General features: G+C 43.6%; 15 protein-coding genes. 14 read left to right on the top strand and 1 reads right to left on the bottom strand.

What is annotated here, in order from left to right:
- Window positions 1-16 precede the first annotated feature (16 nt).
- From plsX to D5281_RS02940, 9 genes are all read left to right on the top strand, one after another.
- Window positions 17-1,030: a phosphate acyltransferase PlsX gene (plsX, locus tag D5281_RS02980; protein WP_160558655.1), complete on the top strand. Its 1,014-nt coding sequence runs from the start codon at window positions 17-19 to the stop codon at window positions 1,028-1,030.
- A gap of 15 nt (window positions 1,031-1,045) precedes the next feature.
- Window positions 1,046-1,276 (top strand): acyl carrier protein, encoded by a 231-nt coding sequence (gene acpP, locus D5281_RS02975; protein WP_160558654.1) that lies wholly within the window; start codon window positions 1,046-1,048, stop codon window positions 1,274-1,276.
- 48 nt (window positions 1,277-1,324) lie between these two features.
- Complete coding sequence (rnc, locus tag D5281_RS02970; protein WP_160558653.1) at window positions 1,325-2,017, top strand: ribonuclease III; 693 nt, start codon at window positions 1,325-1,327, stop codon at window positions 2,015-2,017.
- Window positions 2,018-2,023: 6 nt separating this feature from the next.
- Window positions 2,024-5,584, top strand: coding sequence for a chromosome segregation protein SMC (smc, locus tag D5281_RS02965; RefSeq protein WP_160558652.1), 3,561 nt, complete (start codon window positions 2,024-2,026; stop codon window positions 5,582-5,584).
- Window positions 5,584-6,510 carry a signal recognition particle-docking protein FtsY gene (gene ftsY, locus D5281_RS02960; protein WP_160558651.1) on the top strand — a complete coding sequence of 309 codons (927 nt, stop codon included), beginning with the start codon at window positions 5,584-5,586 and terminating at the stop codon, window positions 6,508-6,510. Before smc ends, ftsY begins: the two co-directional genes overlap by 1 nt.
- Window positions 6,511-6,534: 24 nt before the next feature.
- Window positions 6,535-7,746, top strand: coding sequence for a threonine ammonia-lyase (ilvA, locus tag D5281_RS02955; protein ID WP_160558704.1), 1,212 nt, complete (start codon window positions 6,535-6,537; stop codon window positions 7,744-7,746).
- Between the two features lie 159 nt (window positions 7,747-7,905).
- A complete protein-coding gene (locus D5281_RS02950) occupies window positions 7,906-8,757 on the top strand; it encodes a YitT family protein (protein ID WP_160558703.1) in 852 nt (283 codons plus the stop codon).
- A 212-nt stretch (window positions 8,758-8,969) separates the two neighbouring features.
- Window positions 8,970-10,088, top strand: a complete 1,119-nt coding sequence (locus D5281_RS02945) for a glycoside hydrolase family 25 protein (protein WP_160558650.1) — start codon at window positions 8,970-8,972, stop codon at window positions 10,086-10,088.
- A complete protein-coding gene (locus tag D5281_RS02940; RefSeq protein WP_160558649.1) occupies window positions 10,081-10,932 on the top strand; it encodes an AraC family transcriptional regulator in 852 nt (283 codons plus the stop codon). The genes D5281_RS02945 and D5281_RS02940 overlap by 8 nt, the downstream gene beginning before the upstream one ends.
- Before the next feature lie 390 nt (window positions 10,933-11,322).
- On the opposite strand, the gene D5281_RS02935 is transcribed toward D5281_RS02940, so the two are convergent.
- Window positions 11,323-11,493 (bottom strand): hypothetical protein, encoded by a 171-nt coding sequence (locus tag D5281_RS02935; protein WP_160558648.1) that lies wholly within the window; start codon window positions 11,491-11,493, stop codon window positions 11,323-11,325.
- 680 nt (window positions 11,494-12,173) lie between these two features.
- Here D5281_RS02935 and D5281_RS02930 point away from each other — a divergent pair.
- The 5 genes from D5281_RS02930 (at window position 12,174) to D5281_RS02910 (ending at window position 18,071) form a co-directional block, all read left to right on the top strand.
- Window positions 12,174-13,859: an extracellular solute-binding protein gene (locus D5281_RS02930; protein WP_160558647.1), complete on the top strand. Its 1,686-nt coding sequence runs from the start codon at window positions 12,174-12,176 to the stop codon at window positions 13,857-13,859.
- Window positions 13,860-14,026: 167 nt separating this feature from the next.
- A complete protein-coding gene (locus tag D5281_RS02925) occupies window positions 14,027-14,986 on the top strand; it encodes an ABC transporter permease (protein WP_160558646.1) in 960 nt (319 codons plus the stop codon).
- An 11-nt stretch (window positions 14,987-14,997) separates the two neighbouring features.
- Window positions 14,998-15,873: a carbohydrate ABC transporter permease gene (locus D5281_RS02920; protein ID WP_160558645.1), complete on the top strand. Its 876-nt coding sequence runs from the start codon at window positions 14,998-15,000 to the stop codon at window positions 15,871-15,873.
- Between the two features lie 71 nt (window positions 15,874-15,944).
- The gene (gene murQ, locus D5281_RS02915) at window positions 15,945-16,865 is read left to right on the top strand and encodes an N-acetylmuramic acid 6-phosphate etherase (RefSeq protein WP_160558644.1); all 921 of its coding nucleotides are present in this window, start codon (window positions 15,945-15,947) and stop codon (window positions 16,863-16,865) included.
- A gap of 21 nt (window positions 16,866-16,886) precedes the next feature.
- Window positions 16,887-18,071, top strand: a complete 1,185-nt coding sequence (locus D5281_RS02910) for an anhydro-N-acetylmuramic acid kinase (RefSeq protein ID WP_160558643.1) — start codon at window positions 16,887-16,889, stop codon at window positions 18,069-18,071.
- Window positions 18,072-18,083 lie beyond the last annotated feature (12 nt).

Below are 18,083 nucleotides of genomic sequence, written 5' to 3'. Positions count from 1 at the left end.
AGGATAAAGTAAGCGGATGGCAGAATTTGTAAATGTAGCAGTTGACGCTATGGGCGGGGACAATGCCCCTTTAGAGATTGTAAAGGGCGCTGTGGATGCGGTGAATGAGAGCAGCCATGTAAAGGTGTATCTGACAGGGAAGGAAGATGCTATCCGCAGCGAACTTTCGAAATATACATATCATAAGGAACAGGTGGAGATTGTGAACGCCGCAGAGGTGATTGAGACGGCGGAACCGCCGGTCATGGCAATCCGCAAAAAGAAAGATTCCTCCATTGTAAAAGCCCTTAATCTGGTGAAGGAGGGTACCTGCGATGCATATGTCTCGGCCGGCAGCACAGGGGCAACCTTAGTAGGAGGTCAGGTAATTGTAGGCAGGATAAAAGGAGTGGAGAGACCGCCGCTTGCACCGCTTATTCCTACGGAAAAGGGCTGTGCGCTTTTGATTGACTGTGGCGCCAATGTGGACGCAAGACCTTCCCATCTGGTACAGTTTGCAAAGATGGGCTCCGTATATATGGAAAGTGTCATGGGAGTAAAAAACCCCAGAGTGGGTATTGTAAATATAGGCGCGGAGGAAGAAAAAGGAAACGCGCTGGTGAAAGAGACTTTTCCGCTTTTAAAGAACTGCCCCGATATTCATTTTATTGGAAGTATTGAAGCAAGGGACATCCCAGCCGGTTATGCGGACGTGGTGGTCTGTGAGGCTTTTGTGGGGAATGTGATTTTAAAGATGTATGAAGGTGTGGGGGCTACCCTGATTAAGAAAGTAAAGGAGGGGATGCTGACCTCCCTGCGCAGCAAAATCGGTGCGCTTTTGGTAAAACCTGCATTAAAAAATACATTAAAGGCTTTTGATTTGGAACAATATGGAGGAGCCCCCATGCTTGGGCTTAAGGGGCTTGTGGTGAAAACCCACGGCAGTTCTAACAGCGTTGAGATAAAAAATTCTATTCTGCAATGTATTACCTTTACAGAACAGAATATCAATCAAAAAATAAAAGAAAAAATAACAATGGAAGAAAACTAGAAAGGAAATGTAAAGATGGAATTTGAAAAATTAAAAAAAGTAATTGCGGACGTTTTAAACGTTGACCCTGAGGAAATCACAATGGAGACAACCTTTGTGGACGATTTGGGAGCGGATTCCTTAGATGTTTTTCAGATTATCATGGGACTGGAAGAAGAATTTGACATTGAAATTCCGGCTGAAGAGGCAGAGAAAATCTCAACTGTGGAAGAAGCAGTGAACCTTATCAGGAATGCACAAAATTGAAAAGCCCGCTAAGGGCTTTTTTGCCGCTGGCGGTGTATCGGGAGAAGTATGTATAAACAGGGTAAATTGAAGGAATTGGAAGATAAAATCGGCTATGTATTTCAGAATAAGAAGCTGATAAAAGAAGCTTTGACCCATAGCTCTTTTTCGAACGAACAAAAAATCAATAAATATAAGAATTATGAGAGGCTGGAGTTTCTGGGAGATGCGGTTTTGGAGCTTTTATCCAGCCAGTTTATCTATGGGACTTATCCGGAGATGTCGGAAGGGCAGATGACCAGACTGCGTTCTACCATGGTCTGTGAGGCGGCTCTTGCTTTTTGTGCAAGGGATATCTTACTTGGCAGGTATATTCTGCTTGGCAAGGGTGAGGAGGCTACCGGAGGAAGGGAAAGAGACTCTATTCTCTCAGATGTGATGGAGGCCGTCATAGGCGCTATCTATTTGGATGGAGGCATTGACATGGCCAATCAATTTGTCAACAAATTTGTTTTTTCCGACTTGGAAAATAAGCAACTTTTTTATGATAGCAAAACACTGCTTCAAGAGAGAGTCCAAAAACAGGCAAAGGAACTGGTCTATGAGCTGGTTGAGGAAATAGGGCCTGAGCATGATAAGATTTTTGTGGTGGAAGCCAGAGTTGAGGGTATCACAGTAGGAAAGGGCCAGGGACGGAATAAGAAAACGGCGCAACAGCAGGCGGCCTATCAGGCGCTTCTTGCGGACATGTCAAAAGAGTAGGTGTATATGTATTTAAAAAATATTGAGATTCAGGGATTTAAATCCTTTGCAAATAAAATCGTATTTAAATTCCATAATGGTATTACCGGTATCGTAGGGCCCAACGGCAGCGGAAAAAGCAATGTTGCCGATGCGGTCCGCTGGGTGCTGGGAGAACAGAGAATTAAACAGCTTCGGGGGGCGTCCATGCAGGACGTCATTTTTTCAGGGACGGAAATGCGCAAACCGCTTGGATATGCATATGTTGCAATTACACTGGATAATTCGGACCATCAGCTTGCCATTGAATTTGATGAAGTGACGGTGGCAAGAAGGATTTACCGTTCCGGTGAAAGCGAATATCTTTTAAACGGAGCCCCCTGCAGACTGAAGGATGTGAATGAACTTTTTTATGATACGGGTATTGGCAAGGAAGGCTATTCGATTATCGGCCAGGGCCAGATCGACAAGATTTTAAGTGGTAAACCGGAGGAGAGAAGGGAGCTTTTTGACGAGGCGGCGGGCATTGTGAAATTTAAAAAGCGCAAAGTGGCGGCCCAGAAAAAGCTAGAAGATGAGAAACAGAATCTGGTTCGTGTAAAGGATATTTTATCAGAGTTAGAAAAGCAGATAGGCCCTTTGGAGAAACAGTCGGAGACGGCCAGAATTTATTTAAAGAAACGGGAAGAATTAAAGAATTTAGACGTCAATATGTTCCTGCTTGAGCATAACCGCCTTAAAGAGCAGTTAAAGAACACACAGGAAAAATTTGAGATAGCGGACAGCGATTTAAAACAGACCAGCAGCCAGTATGAGCAGATAAAAGAAGAATACGAGCAGATACAAGGACAGATTGAAGAATTAGAGGAAACTATTTTAGCTGAGCGGACAACTCTTTCCGATACCAGCGTTTTGCGCGGTAAGCTAGAAGGCCAGATCAATGTGCTGCGGGAGCAGATCAAGTCGGCGAAAAGTAATGAAGCGCACTTCCTCTCCAGAGAGCAAACCGTCACAAAGGAGATTGAGACAAAGCTTTGTGACAAGGAAAAGATTTTAGAGGATAAAAAGGTAATTGACAGCCAGGTAGCCGAGATTGAAAAGGTAAGAGACGAGGCCAGAGAAAAGCTGCTTGGCGTTCAGGGGCGGATAGAAGAACTAAACAACCGGATCGAGGCTGATAAAAATATGATTATAGAGGCCCTGAATATAAGGGCAACGATCCGGTCAAAGCTTGGCCGCTATGACACTATGACAGAGCAGGTCAACATCCGTAAAGCGGAGCTTACTTCAAGGCTGCTGCGCATCAAATCGGACGAGGAACAGCAGGAAGAAAACATCAAAAAGCTCCAGGAAGAATTTGAGACCATCAATCAGGAAATTCACGCATTAAACGATTCCCAGGAACAGAAGGAAGAAGCCCTTGCCCTGATTCGTGAGGAGCTTTCCGGTAAGGACCAAAAGCTTAGGGACACACAGGTAAGCTACCATCAGGAAAAATCCAAGCTGGAAGCTTTAACGAACCTGACGGAGCGCTATGAAGGATACGGCGGCAGCGTCAAAAGGGTGATGGAGGCAAGAGAGAGGGAAAAGGGTATTGTTGGCGTTGTGGCGGATATCATCAAGGTGGATAAGAAATATGAAACCGCCATTGAGACGGCCTTAGGCGGCAATATACAAAACATTGTCACAGATGATGAAGAAACCGCGAAAAGGATGATTGCCTTTCTAAAGCAGACAAAAGCGGGAAGAGCGACCTTTTTACCTCTTACCAGCATCGTAAAGTCCCAGGAATTTAAGAACAAAGAAGCGCTTAAGGAAAACGGTGTGATTGGCATTGCGGACAGTCTGGTCACGGTGGCGGACAGGTATGCAAATGTGGCAAAGGCTCTGCTTGGACGGATTGTAGTGGTAGATGGCATAGACAATGCCGTGCGGCTTGCCAGAAAATATAATTACAGCATCCGCATGGTCACATTAGAGGGTGAACTGCTTACCCCGGGAGGCGCCATAAGTGGCGGAGCTTATAAGAACAACAGCAATCTTTTAGGGCGCCGCAGAGAGATGGAAGAACTGTCAGGGAAGGTCAAAAAATATTTAAAAGAAGTGGATGTTCTTTTAAACGAGATAGAAATGACAAAGGAGAGGAGAAATAAGCTTCGCCTTTCCTTAGAGGAGGACAAGGCTGCCCTTCAAAGGAAGTTTATTGAACAAAACACGGCCCGCCTCAATGTAATCAAGGCCCAGGAGCGCCGGGATGAAGCCAGCGAGGGCTCTTTGGAGCTTAAAGCGGAGGAGCGGGAAATAGAGGAGCAGATCAAGGAAATCAAGCAAAATAAGCTGGAAATCCAAAAGGAGCTTGAGGATTCCGAACTTTTGGAGAAAAAGACAGAGCAGGAAATCAGAAAGCTGCAAATAGAGCTGGAGGAAAAGCGCAGGGAGGAATCAGAGCAGTCGGCACATGTCTCAGAGTGGGATGTGGAAGTGGAAAAAATGCTTCAGCAGCAGGAATTCCACCAGCAGAATGTGAACCGTATTGACGGAGAAATCGATCGGTTTGCAAGGGAGCTCTCCGAGATAAAAGAAGGCCTCCAAAAGAGCAGCGAAGATACGAAGGAAAAGGAAAGCAATATTCTTTCCATAGAGCAGACAATCGCAGCCTCCCACACCACCCAGGGGGATACGGAAAAGAAGCTTAAGGAGGATGTGGAGAGAAAAGAACAGCTTTCTTTCAAGCAGAAGAATTTCTTTAAGGACAGGGAATCCCTTGCCGAAAAGATGAGCAGCCTGGATAAGGAAGTGTACCGTTTGAATTCCCAGAAGGAAAAGTTTCAGGAAAATCTGGATAACCAGATCAACTATATGTGGGACGAGTACGAGATTACCCTCTCCGATGCGGCTGCCCTGCGGAACGAAGAATTTACGGATTTACCTGCCATGAAGAAGGAGATTGCCTCTTTAAAGGACCAGATTAAAAAGCTGGGGGATGTAAATGTAAACGCCATTGAGGACTATAGAAACCTGATGGAGCGTTTTCAGTTTTTAAAGACCCAGCATGACGATTTGGTGGAGGCGGAAAAGACCTTAGAGGGCATTATCGTAGAGCTGGACAGTGCCATGCGCAAGCAGTTCAATGAGAAATTTGCAGAGATTGGGAGAGAGTTTGATAAAGTATTTAAAGAATTGTTCGGCGGCGGAAAGGGAACACTTGAGCTTATGGAGGATGAGGATATCCTGGAGGCAGGTATCCGAATCATAGCCCAGCCTCCGGGGAAAAAGCTACAGAATATGATGCAGCTTTCCGGCGGTGAAAAGGCTCTTACGGCAATTGCGCTTTTGTTTGCCATTCAGAATCTAAAGCCATCGCCCTTTTGTCTGTTGGATGAAATTGAGGCCGCTTTGGATGAAAGCAATGTAGGCCGGTTTGCAAAATATTTACATAAACTTACAAAAAGCACCCAGTTTATCGTGATAACACACAGACGCGGTACCATGGAAAAGGCGGACCGGCTGTATGGTATTACCATGCAGGAGAAGGGCGTTTCCACCCTGGTGAGCGTAAATTTAATTGATAAGGAGTTGGATGACTGATGGCCGGATTTTTCAGTAGGTTAAAAGAAGGACTTACAAAAACAAGAGACAATATCGTTCATGGGATTGACTGTGTTTTCAACGGTTTTTCCTCAATTGACGATGAGTTCTATGAGGAGCTTGAGGAAATCCTGATTATGGGAGATATCGGGGTGAACGCAACAGGAGATATCCTGGAGAGACTGCAAAAACAGGTAAAGGAAAACCACTTAAAGGAACCCTCAGAGTGCAAATCGTTCCTGATAGAAAGTATTAAGGAGCAGATGAAGGTGGAGGAAACCGCCTATGACTTTGAACATGAACAGTCTATCGTGATGGTCATTGGGGTGAACGGCGTTGGCAAGACCACATCTGTGGGCAAATTGGCAGGACTTTTAAAGGCCCAGGGCAGGAAGGTGCTGATCGCCGCTGCGGATACCTACAGAGCGGCGGCCTGCGAACAGCTTACCGAGTGGGCAAACCGGGCGGGAGTGGACATTATCGCAGGGGCCCAGGGGGCGGACCCTTCCAGTGTGGTTTTTGACGCAGTGAGCGCGGCAAAAGCAAGACATACGGATGTTTTGATTTGTGATACCGCCGGCAGACTTCACAATAAGCGGAACCTGATGGAAGAACTGAAAAAAATGAATCGTATTATTGATCGGGAATTTCCGGATGCCCACAGGGAAAATCTGATTGTGCTGGACGGAACCACAGGACAAAATGCCCTAAACCAGGCCAGAGAATTTGGAGAAACCGCTAAACTTACCGGAATTATCTTAACGAAAATGGACGGCACCTCCAAGGGGGGAATTGCGGTTGCAATCCAGTCCGAGTTAAATATCCCTGTCAAATATATTGGCGTGGGCGAAAAACTGGATGATTTGCAAAAATTTGATTCGGAGCAGTTTGTAAACGCTTTATTTGATGTGGACGGACAAGCATAGGAGGAAACAGGCATGGAGGAAAAAATGCTTTCGCTGGATAAATTTGAAGAAGCGGCGGATACGGTGAAAAAGGTAATACAGGAAACAAAGCTGGTATACAGTGATTTTTACAGTGCACAGACAGAAAATAAGGTTTATTTAAAACCTGAAAACATGCAGTTTACAGGGGCTTACAAGCTGCGTGGTGCATACTATAAATTAAGTACCTTAAAGCCGGAAGAACGTGAAAAAGGTTTAATTACCGCATCCGCAGGAAACCACGCGCAGGGGGTAGCTTATGCTGCAAAGTGCTTTGGGGCAAAAGCTGTCATTGTTATGCCTACCACCACACCGCTGATTAAGGTAAACAGAACCAAAAATTACGGGGCTGAGGTGGTGCTTTATGGTGATGTGTATGATGAGGCCTGTGAATATGCATACAAGTTAGCCAAGGAGAAAGGATACACCTTTATTCATCCTTTTGATGATTTGGCTGTGGCGACAGGGCAGGGGACCATTGCAATGGAAATCTTTAAAGAGCTTCCTTTGGTGGATGAGATACTGGTGCCTGTTGGGGGCGGAGGACTTGCCACAGGCGTTTCCACCCTTGCAAAGCTTTTAAATCCCAAAATTAGGGTAATCGGCGTGGAGCCGGAAGGGGCAAGCTGCCTTAAGGCATCCCTGAAAGCTGGAAAGGTAGTTACTTTGGAGCGGGTAAGCACCATTGCGGACGGCACCGCGGTGAAAACGCCGGGAGAGAAAATTTTTCCCTATCTTAGTAAAAATCTGGATGATATTATCACCATCCCGGATGAAGAACTGGTAGTGGCCTTTCTGGATATGGTGGAAAATCATAAGATGGTAGTGGAAAATTCAGGCCTTCTTACAGTTGCCGCCCTAAAGCATCTGACAGAAAAAAAGAAAAGAGTTGTGGCTATTTTAAGCGGCGGAAATATGGACGTGATTACCATGTCCTCGGTGGTTCAGCAGGGACTTATTTTGCGTGACCGTATTTTTACCGTTTCTGTCCGTCTGCCGGACAAGCCGGGAGAGCTGAGCCACGTGGCGGATGTGATTGCGAAGCAAAACGGCAACGTAATTAAGCTAGAGCATAACCAGTTCGTGTCCATCAACAGAAATGACGCTGTGGAGCTGCGCATCACACTGGAAGCTTTTGGAACAGAACATAAGCAGCAGATCATGGGCGCTTTAGAGCGAAGCGGCTATCAGCCTAAGCCGGTCCGCACAATTATCTGACGGAATATATATTATCAAAAAAACCGCATACTATAAGGGTATGCGGTTTTTACGAATAAAACAGCCCGTATGTGATTAGGAATTGTTGTAACAGTTCGGCATTCGGCTCCACTGCTAATTATTTGCGGTCTACTGGAAGAATGGAGGATTGAGGTGGAAATGACAAAGTTTATAAAAAAATATCTGACAATTACGATTGCGTCTTTCATTTTTGGGGCAGGGATAAGCCTGTTTATTGATCCAAATGATCTTGCACCGGGCGGAGCATCAGGGCTTTCTATTCTATTAAGCCGTTTGATTCCCATTGAAACCGGAACAATGTTTATGCTGATCAACATACCGATTCTGCTTTTAGGGGTATGGAAATTTGGCGTAAAGTTTATTTTATCCACTCTGTACACTACTTTTATGGTTTCTGCAGCCACCAATCTTTTTAAGCTGATGCAACCACTTACCACACAGCCTTTGCTCGGCGCTGTATTCGGAGGGGTGCTTGTGGCGGCAGGTGTAGGCTATGTGCTGCGGGCCGGGGCCACAACAGGGGGAACTGATATTATCGTAAAATGCCTGCGTCTTAAAAAGCCCCACTTAAAAACGGGCACGATTTTTCTGGCGGTGGATTCTGTCATTATCGGGATAGGCGGAATTGTTTTTGGGAACGTGGAGGCGGTGCTTTACAGCATTATATCCGCAGTGGTGACATCGCAGGTGCTGGATATGATTTTGTATGGCAGGGATGAGGCTAAACTGATTTATATTATTAGCGATTCCTCCGCCGCCATTACGGAGCGTATTTTGAGAGAGGTGAATATAGGCGTTACCCAGCTTTCGGGTACCGGGGCATATAAGAAAGAGGAAAAGCAAGTAATTTTCTGTGTGGTGAGAAAGCAGATTGCCCATAAAGTAGAGGAAGTGGTCAGACAGGAGGATGGAAATGCCTTTATGATTATCACCAATGCAACGGAAATATATGGAGAAGGGTATAAAAGTTATTTTGGGGAAAAATTGTGATTAAGAACCACATAGAATTTGTAAATGGAAAGGATAAACAATTGAAAAAGATGGGGATTCATAATATACTTATAAGGAAAGACAAAAACAAACGCTGTCATGCAGCGCAAACCGGCTTATTGCAACAAACATCGTGACGCTGTGCAAGCTGTTTATTGTAATAAAGTTTTTGTGTTTGCATCCGGTAATCCGGTAGACCGGGTAGAGGATAAATGGGGAAAGGTTCAGAAGAAAAGATGAATAAAACGGTGACAAGAAGAAATAAAAAAAAGCAGTTAAGCAGTTTAATCAGCAATATTATATTTTGCCTGATTGCGCTTACTGCTCTTACAGGCTGTATTGTTCTTGTACTGCAAAATTATAGTCTTCAAAATGAAGGCAGAGAGGTAATGAGCAGATTAGAGGAGCATGAGCTGGAATTTATTTATACCCAGGAGGATTTAGATGCATATTTGGCTGAAAATGCCTTAAGGGAGAGGGAGGATGAAAGAAACAGTTTCCTCGAAGAAATAAAACGCAGAGTCAGCAGCGGGGAGAGTACTGTCTCGCTTTTGAGGAGCTTTTTTCCGCAGGATGTGGTGGTGTATGCGGACGGCGGATATTCTTTTTTTCCTATATCTGAAACGCTGAAAAAACATGAGTATGTTTATGAAAATTTTGTAAAGCAGGAAAATGAGGAGATCATTTATGTGGATGAAGAAAGAAATATCCGTTCCGTAAAGGGGATAGATGTTTCGAAACATCAAGGGGAGATAGAATGGGACAAAGTGGCTGAGGACGGCGTTTCTTATGCTTTTATCAGGGCAGGTTACCGGGGAAGTTCGGAAGGAAAGCTGATAGAGGATGAATTTTTTGTGGACAATATGGAAGGGGCTGCGGAAAATGACGTTGATATAGGGATTTACTTTTACACCCAGGCCATGACGCCAAAGGAGGCCAAAGAGGAGGCAGAGTTTGTAATTGAACTGATAGAGCCGTATGATGTTGATTATCCTGTTGTATTGGATTTAGAGGAGACAGAAAGCGCTTCGGCTCGGACCGCAGAGATGACAAAAGAGGAATTTACCAAAGTGGCCATAGCCTTTTGCGAGACAATCAAAGAGGCAGGTTATACGCCCATGATTTATGGAAATTTGAAAACCTTCATGATTATGCTGGATTTGGAGCAGATAGAAGATTATGAGAAATGGTTTGCCTATTATGACGAGACGGTTTATTTCCCTTATGCATTTAATATCTGGCAGTATTCCTCAAAGGGTAGTATTGCAGGAATCAAGGGAGATGTGGATTTGAATATCTGTATGAAGGATTATACACAGGAAAATGAATGAAATTCAGGAGTCGGTAAAAAGCGGATATCTGTTTGAAAAGTTCAGACTGTTTTACTTAAAGGATATAAGCAGCAGGGAATACGTTTATCATTACCATGATTTTCACAAGCTGATTTGGTTTATTTCAGGGAATGTGGAATACCATATAGAAGGTAAGGCATACAAATTAGAGCCGCATGATATTCTGCTGGTAAGTAAGGGAGAAATACATAAACCGTTTGTTGATTATGATACACCTTATGAACGGTATGTGTTTTATATTTCCGGTGAATTTTTGGAGGAACATTCGGAAGATGAAGACAGATTGGATTTATGTTTTCAGATGGCCTCAAAAGAGCAGGGCGGACATGTCATTCATTTGTCGCCGGCCGTAAGCGGAAATCTGTTTGAAGCGGTAAAGCAGATTGAAAAGCTTAATTATGATAATGCTTATGCTAAGGACATGTACAGCAGAGTTTCTTTTCTAAAATTACTGATTGAGCTGAACAGGTGCTGTATCAGCAATCCTGAGGTTTTCCACAAGATGGCCAGATACGATAAAAAAATCGTGGAGATGATTCACTATATCAACGACAATCTTTCAAAGGATTTAACCATTGAAAAATTGTCTGCCGAATTCTATTTGAGTAAGTACCATATGATGCGAAAATTCAAGGAGGAGACAGGCTATTCCATGCACCAGTATATATTGGAAAAACGTATTTTAGCGGCTAAAGGACTGATTCTTACAGGGATGCCTGCAACGCTTGCCAGTATGGAATGCGGCTTTAAAGATTACTCCACCTTTAGCAGGGCATATAAGAAACTGTTGGGGCAGCTTCCATCGGATGTTTATGGCAAATAATATTTTAAGCAAAGAATAAGCGTACTTCTTATTGCTGCATTTATTTGAAAACGCTGTTTTCCAAAAGCAGGAACTGCCATTAGTGATATGTGGACGGAATTCTCTCATCGCGTTCTTTTGTTACCTTAATGGGAGATACGGTCCATATATGCATCCCTGTCCTTCAATCAGCCTCATTTTCTTTGGGGCTTTTGTCGCCTTGCAGGGAATCCGGCTGATTCGAGGCTCTATCAGCAATCCTGTTTTTTCGTATCCTGCCTGTTGTTTGCCTTTGCATCTGCGCTATTTTTACGATTATCTGTAGCTGCCACATATCTGGCCACAGATACGCAGAAAAATGTTGCCATTAACAATAATATCCATATTTTTATTTCCATTTTAAAATTCTATTCAGTTATTTTCTACAAATTGATTCCATCTTAAATCTTTTTCCAACATCATATCCCCCTCAAATAACCAGATTAAATCATGTGTTATCCATGCAGTCGGCCAAATCGGACCACTCAGAAAGGGAAAGTTCTGCATCTCCCTCATTGGTATCTGCTTTGCCGTCATATTCATGATAGGCCTGTAGGCAGACGATATCTCTGATATAAATAAACTCTCTACATCCATGTTCCTGTCATAGCAGCATAAATCAGTTTATTATCCCCGGCCAACTTCACCCAAGAGACAACTCCACATGTCGGTTTATAAGTTGGGGGTAAGAACAGCCATCATGCTCCGTGATTCGGCTTATTACATTAAAAAGCGAATTGAAGTTTATGTGAAATGTAAACTAGCACCAGTGCAGAAGTGATTGCAGACTTTTTGGCAACCATTTATAGCAACAGTAGTTGCTGTTGCGGGATATGGTGCAGCTATTTGATTTTTTCCGTAGATCAAGTCTATTTATAAAATAATAGATTGAAAAAATAAATCATTTAAAATAAAAAAATGTAATTTTATTACAAAAAGTTATTGACTCATATCAGATACTGGTGTATAGTTAAATTACATAAAAAAGTTAAAAAAAGCAAAGAAAAATTAAATAATTTGCCAACAATTTCGAAATAGATGATGGATCGTTTTGTGAGACATCCTTATGTTAACAAACGCTGTCTCGTTTCGCGAGTCAGGTTATCGTAACAATAACGAACACGTTTCGTGAGCTGATTTCATGTCAATAAAATGATTGTTGTCAGGGAAACCTGTTGCAATATAATGAAACGAATGAACTGATACATGAAAAGGAGGTTACAATGAAAAAGTCAAAGTTATTATCACTCATTTTAACAGCGTCTTTATCTGTGACGATGCTTGCAGGATGCGGCAATTCTGGAAATGACTCCCAGACGGATGCCAATCCCCCGGCAGAACAGGGAGACGATGCCTCTGCTAAGACCGATGCAGGGCAGGAAACAGAAACATCCCAGACAGAGGGTGAAACCACTGCTGAAGGGGAAGATGCAGAAAGCATGTATGCCGGAGAAGATCCGTTAAAAATCGCAGTATATTATTCGGATAACTCCACTCTTCCTTTTAAAGAGGATTGGCTCACGGTGAAAGCCATGGAAGAAAAGTACAATGTGGATGTTTCCTGGGAAATCATCCCTATTGCGGATTATAACACCAAGGTTTCTCTTGCCCTGAATACAGGAACCAACGCGCCTGACGTAATTTTATACCAGACAACCGTGGGAGAAAATGCCTCCCTGGCGTTGAATGGGGCTCTTGTGCCTGTTAGCGATTATGAACAGTGGACACCCAACTTTACGGAGAGAGTAAAAGAATTTGGATTGGAAGATGCAGTGGAAGCCAAAAAGCTTCAGGACGGAAAGCTCTATTATATGCCTTCCCTGACAGATAAACCTTTTTATGATGGTGGTTTGATTTTAAGAGAGGATTTTTTGGAGGCAAAGGGACTGTCTGAACCGAAAACATTTGATGATTTATATGAGATATTGAAAGCATACAAAGAAGAAAACCCGGATTCTTATCCTCTTACCATTCTAGCTGGTCCTAGAGTGTTGTATCGTATGACCATGCCTTCCTTTGGAATCAGTGTAGGAAAGAATAGTTCATCAGGTACTAGTGTGTTAAGCTGGGATTATGAGAACAACAAGTATTTTGCAGCGGCGACCAGCGATGAGCTGAAAGAATACCTGACTTTCTTCCACAAGTTATATGAAGAGGGGCTTCTTGATCCTGAAATGGCGGATCCTATTGACTCTGATACATGGTCACAGAAAATGGCCACAGGCTATTCCTGTGCAACATATGCATACTATGATCAGATTGGCGGTGTGGAATCAGCAGCTGCCCAGGAAGGCTTTAAGCTTCAAATGTACGCTCCTTTAGAGGGACCCAGCGGAGCCCATCACCAGCCTAAATCCAGCCTTGGCAGTGGAATCATGTTCCCGGCGGCAACGGCGAAAAGGGATGATTTTGAAAGGATCGTAAGAACCATTGACGCTATGTTTTTCTCAGAAGAAGCAGCAAAAATCTGGTGCCTTGGAATAGAAGGAGAGACTTATACGGAAAGTGGCGATACGATTACATATTCCGATGAGATATTAAACGCTGCTGACGGGGTTTATAAGTATATGCAGGTTCAGTATGGGTGTGGCTCTGACGTTACACAGATGGTATGGTATAATGCCCGTGAGATGTCGAAGTATGATGAGAATTATGCGAAGATCAATGAACAGGTGGCGGCTATGGATAACGCAATCCAGGATATTCCCCCCAGTGTAGATTTTGACGATTTACAGGCGGAGGATGCTTCGTCCCTGCAGACGCCTCTGGCAGATAATCTTGAGGTATGGCTGGATGGGTTCTTGACCGGAAGCAAATCTCTGGAAACAGATTGGGATGCATACGTAGGCGAAATGAACAACCTTCAAATTGATTCCTTCTGTCAGATGTATAATGATGCACTAAAGTAAGAACTACAGGTGATTGAGCGCGGGAAAATTTCTTGAATGCGCTCTGATATAAAATCGGCCAAAAGGGATATGACGCTTGCCGCATGCTAAAAAAACATGCGGCAAGTATTGGTTAAAGGACATATTGGGAGTCCTGCATCCGCTAGGTTGGTTTTGAAAGGTATGGTATGTGTATGAAAAAAGTAAAAGCAGTGAAAAGAGGAACGGCTGCAGTGCCGAAGCAGCCTTTTAAAAGCCATTTCAAGCGGTATTGGCAGTTATACCTGATGATGCTGATTCCCATTATCCATATACTGGTGTTTAAATATGTTCCCATGTTAGGAAGTGTGTTGGCGTTTCGCAGATACCGTCCAGGTATGAGTCCTTTTGGGACAGAATGGGTAGGGTTTCATTATTTTAAGAGGTTTCTTACAGACAGTATGTTCTGGAGAGCTTTTCGCAATACTCTGGTGCTTTCGTTTATGAACCTCATTATTAATTTCCCCATACCCATTATATTTGCCATTTTCTTAAACGAAGTAAAGAATGCAAGATTTAAGAAACTTGTCCAGACAGTTTCCTATATGCCTCGTTTTATTTCCACAGTAGTAGTCATTGCAATTTTGGGAGAACTTCTTTCTCCTAGCAGTGGTATGGTGAATAACTTTCTGCAAAATGTTTTCGGAATTGTTCCGGTGTATTTTATGAATGAAGCCAAATATTTTAGGTGGCTTTATGTATTCACGGATACATGGCAGTTTATGGGCTGGACGGCAATTATTTACCTTGCTGCCATTACAGGTATCAACACAGAACTTTACGAAGCGGCAGAGATGGATGGAGCTACAAGGATACAGAAGGTGTTTCATGTGACACTGCCCTCCATTTTACCGACTATCATGGTAATGCTGATTCTTGACGTAGGACGGATGCTGACCCTGGGTTTTGAAAAAGTGCTGTTGATGTATACCCCTGCCAATTCTGGAGTCAGCGATATTATTGACACTTTGGTTTATCGCACAGGTCTTACGAACCAGAACTACTCTTATGCAACTGCAATCGGCTTGTTTAGCGGTCTGATTGGCGTAATCCTTGTTACTGTGTCTAACACTGTCAGTAGGAAATTGACAGGGGACGGAATTTATTAGGGGGGATAGTCATGGGAAAACATAAAAAGATAGCAAAGTCAAATCTTATTTTTGATGGTTTGGTAAATCTGGTTATGATATTGGTTCTTCTGGTATGTCTGCTGCCATTTATTTATATGATTGCCATGTCTCTTTCTGACCCAGCGGCAATCATGAACAATGAAGTGACCTTCTGGCCAAAAAGATTAAACCTATCCTCCTATCGGCAGATTTTTTCTTATCCCAATTTTTTCAGGGCGTATGGAAATACCTTTTTTTATACCATCTGCGGAACCGCCTTTTCGCTTCTTATGATGATTATGCTGGGATATCCTTTGTCAAAGGACTTTTTAAGGGGAAACAACTTTTTTATGAAAATGGTGATATTGACTATGTTCTTTTCGGGAGGGCTGATTCCTAATTATTTGCTAATCAGCTACTTAAGGCTTACTGGTACGAGATTTGCTTTGCTGATTCCCTTTGCCATCAACCAGTTTAACCTAATCATTCTGATAAACTTTTTTAAGACCATACCGGTTGAATTAGAGGAGGCGGCGCTGATTGATGGAATGAGTTATTGGAAACTGTTGTGGAAAATTGTAGTGCCGTTGTCAAAGCCGGCCATTGCAACCATTGGTCTTTACTCGGCGGTGTTTTTCTGGAACGATTGGTTTAATTCCCTGATTTATTTAAACAGCAACCAGTATCCGGTGATGTTATATTTAAGGAATATTGTGAATGGGACCATGATGGTAGGTGAAGCAGCCGGAAGTGCGGATAAGTCTACCATTGCCATTTCCGTAAAAGCGGCAGTTATTATCGTGTCAACACTGCCTATTATCTGTATTTATCCTTTTTTACAGAAATATTTCGTAAAAGGCATGACGGTAGGTTCAGTAAAGGGTTAATGGGAATTTTTCATAGTACAAATTTGTGCTTGCGCCAAATTCGCGGGGCGCTGGCAAGATTGGAGATTAATATGGTAGAACTTGATTACATCGCAACGGAACAGAGAAATGAAAATACGTCAAATATAGATTCAAAAAGCGTGCACGAAATGGTCCGCCTGATGAATGAGGAGGACAAGAAGGTGGCTTTTGCGGTGGAAAAAGAGCTGGATAAAATTGCAAAAGCTTCTGAAGTGATTTATGAGCAAATAAGGAAGGGGGGAAGGCTGATCTATATAGGCTGCGGTACTTCAGGCAGACTTGGGATATTGGACGCGGTTGAGTGCCCCCCTACCTTTGGCACGGATCCTGAATTGATTCAGGCCATTATTGCAGGGGGAACCGAAGCAATTTTCAGGGCAAAAGAGGGGGCAGAGGATGATGAGCAGGAAGGCAGGAAAGATTTAGAGAAAATTCATTTCTGTGAAAAGGATGTGCTGGTGGGGCTGGCTGCCAGCGGTAGAACGCCTTATGTCCTGGGAGCCATGGTATATGCCAAAAGAATGGGCGCTCCCATAATCGCAGTTACCTGCTGCCCGGATTCCGCAATTGATAAAATGGCAGATATTGGCATTACGCCCATGCCTGGGCCGGAGGTTATTACCGGCTCTACAAGGTTGAAGAGTGGAACTGCAGAAAAGATGGTTTTAAATATGATTTCTACTACGGTGATGATTCAGATGGGCAAGGTGTATGGGAATCTGATGGTGGATGTGAAGGCCACCAACGAGAAGCTTCTGGAACGGACCGTAAGGATCGTAAAGACATGTACGAATGCTACGGATGGAGAAGCCAGAAGGGTTTTGGAAGAATGTGAATACAGTGCCAAAGTAGCAATTGTTATGATTTTAATGGGAGTAGGGAGCAAGGAGGCGAAAGAACTTCTGGAAGAGAAAAACGGACGTATACAGGAAATTTTAAAAACAGGCAAAAATATGGAAACTGTCATTTAGGGTAATCCGGGAGGGAGAAGAATGCATCCATTGGCGAAATTGGCCGGGAAGGAAAGCCGACTGGTGATTGGGCTGATGAGCGGCACATCGGCAGATGGCATTGACGCTGCACTGGTGAAAATAGAGGGGTATTGGCTTGCCACGAAAGTGGAACAACTTGGCTTTATCACAGTACCTTATCCTGAAAAAGCAAGGAATGAGATTTTAAAGGCAGCATCAGGAGACTATGGGGGAAGCCATACTATCTGTAATTTGAATTTTTTTCTGGGAAAATTATTTGCGGAAAGCTGTAAGGATCTGTGTAAAGAATGCGGTATCTCTCCTGGGGATATTGATATTGTGGGAAGTCATGGGCAGACACTTTGGCATATTCCCGGGAAGGAGATGTTTTTGGGGAAATGTTTCTCCAGCACGTTACAGATAGGGGAAGCAGCAGTGATAGCGGAAGAGATGAATTGCCCTGTGGTTTCTGACTTTCGGGTACGGGATATGGCGGCAGGCGGGCTTGGGGCTCCCCTGGTACCTTATACGGAGTATTTGCTTTACCGCCGGAAGGAGCGCACAATCGCCCTTCAGAATATTGGCGGAATTGGGAATATTACAATTTTGCCTGCAGACTGCAGCTTAGAGGAGGTTTATGCTTTTGACACAGGGCCGGGAAATATGGTGATGGACGCCCTGACAGAGTGTCTGACGGAGGGAAAGCTTACATTTGATCAGGGCGGAAGAATGGCAGCCTCGGGAAAAGTTGACCGGAAACTTCTTTCCTTTATGATGGAGGATTCTTACCTGAAAGCTCCTATTCCAAAAACTACCGGAAGGGAGCGGTATGGGAAAGATTATGTGAAACGGCTGATAAAAGAAGCTGAAGAAATGGGTGTATCTCTTTTGGATACCCTTACTACGGCGACCTGCTTTACGGCGGAATGTATTAGAATAGGCATAGAAAATTTCTGCCGCCCCTTACCGGAACAATTGATTGTGGGGGGAGGCGGCAGCCAGAATAAGCTGTTAATGACTTTTATTAAAAAGGCACTGCCTAAATGTCAGGTAATAATTAATGAAGATATTCATTTAGACAGCAATGCCAAGGAAGCGATTGCTTTTGCAGTTCTTGCAAACGAAACGGTTTGCTGCCATTTTAATAACGCTGTGAAGGCAACAGGGGCGGAACATCCGGTGGTGATGGGGAAAATAAGCTTTTAAGTTTGAAACTAG

Origin of the sequence: Parablautia muri, assembly GCF_009917485.1 — a bacterium.
Taxonomy (GTDB): domain Bacteria; phylum Bacillota; class Clostridia; order Lachnospirales; family Lachnospiraceae; genus Suilimivivens; species Suilimivivens muri.
Note: the sequence above shows the minus strand (reverse complement) of the source record. Positions and strands in the feature narration are given on the sequence as shown.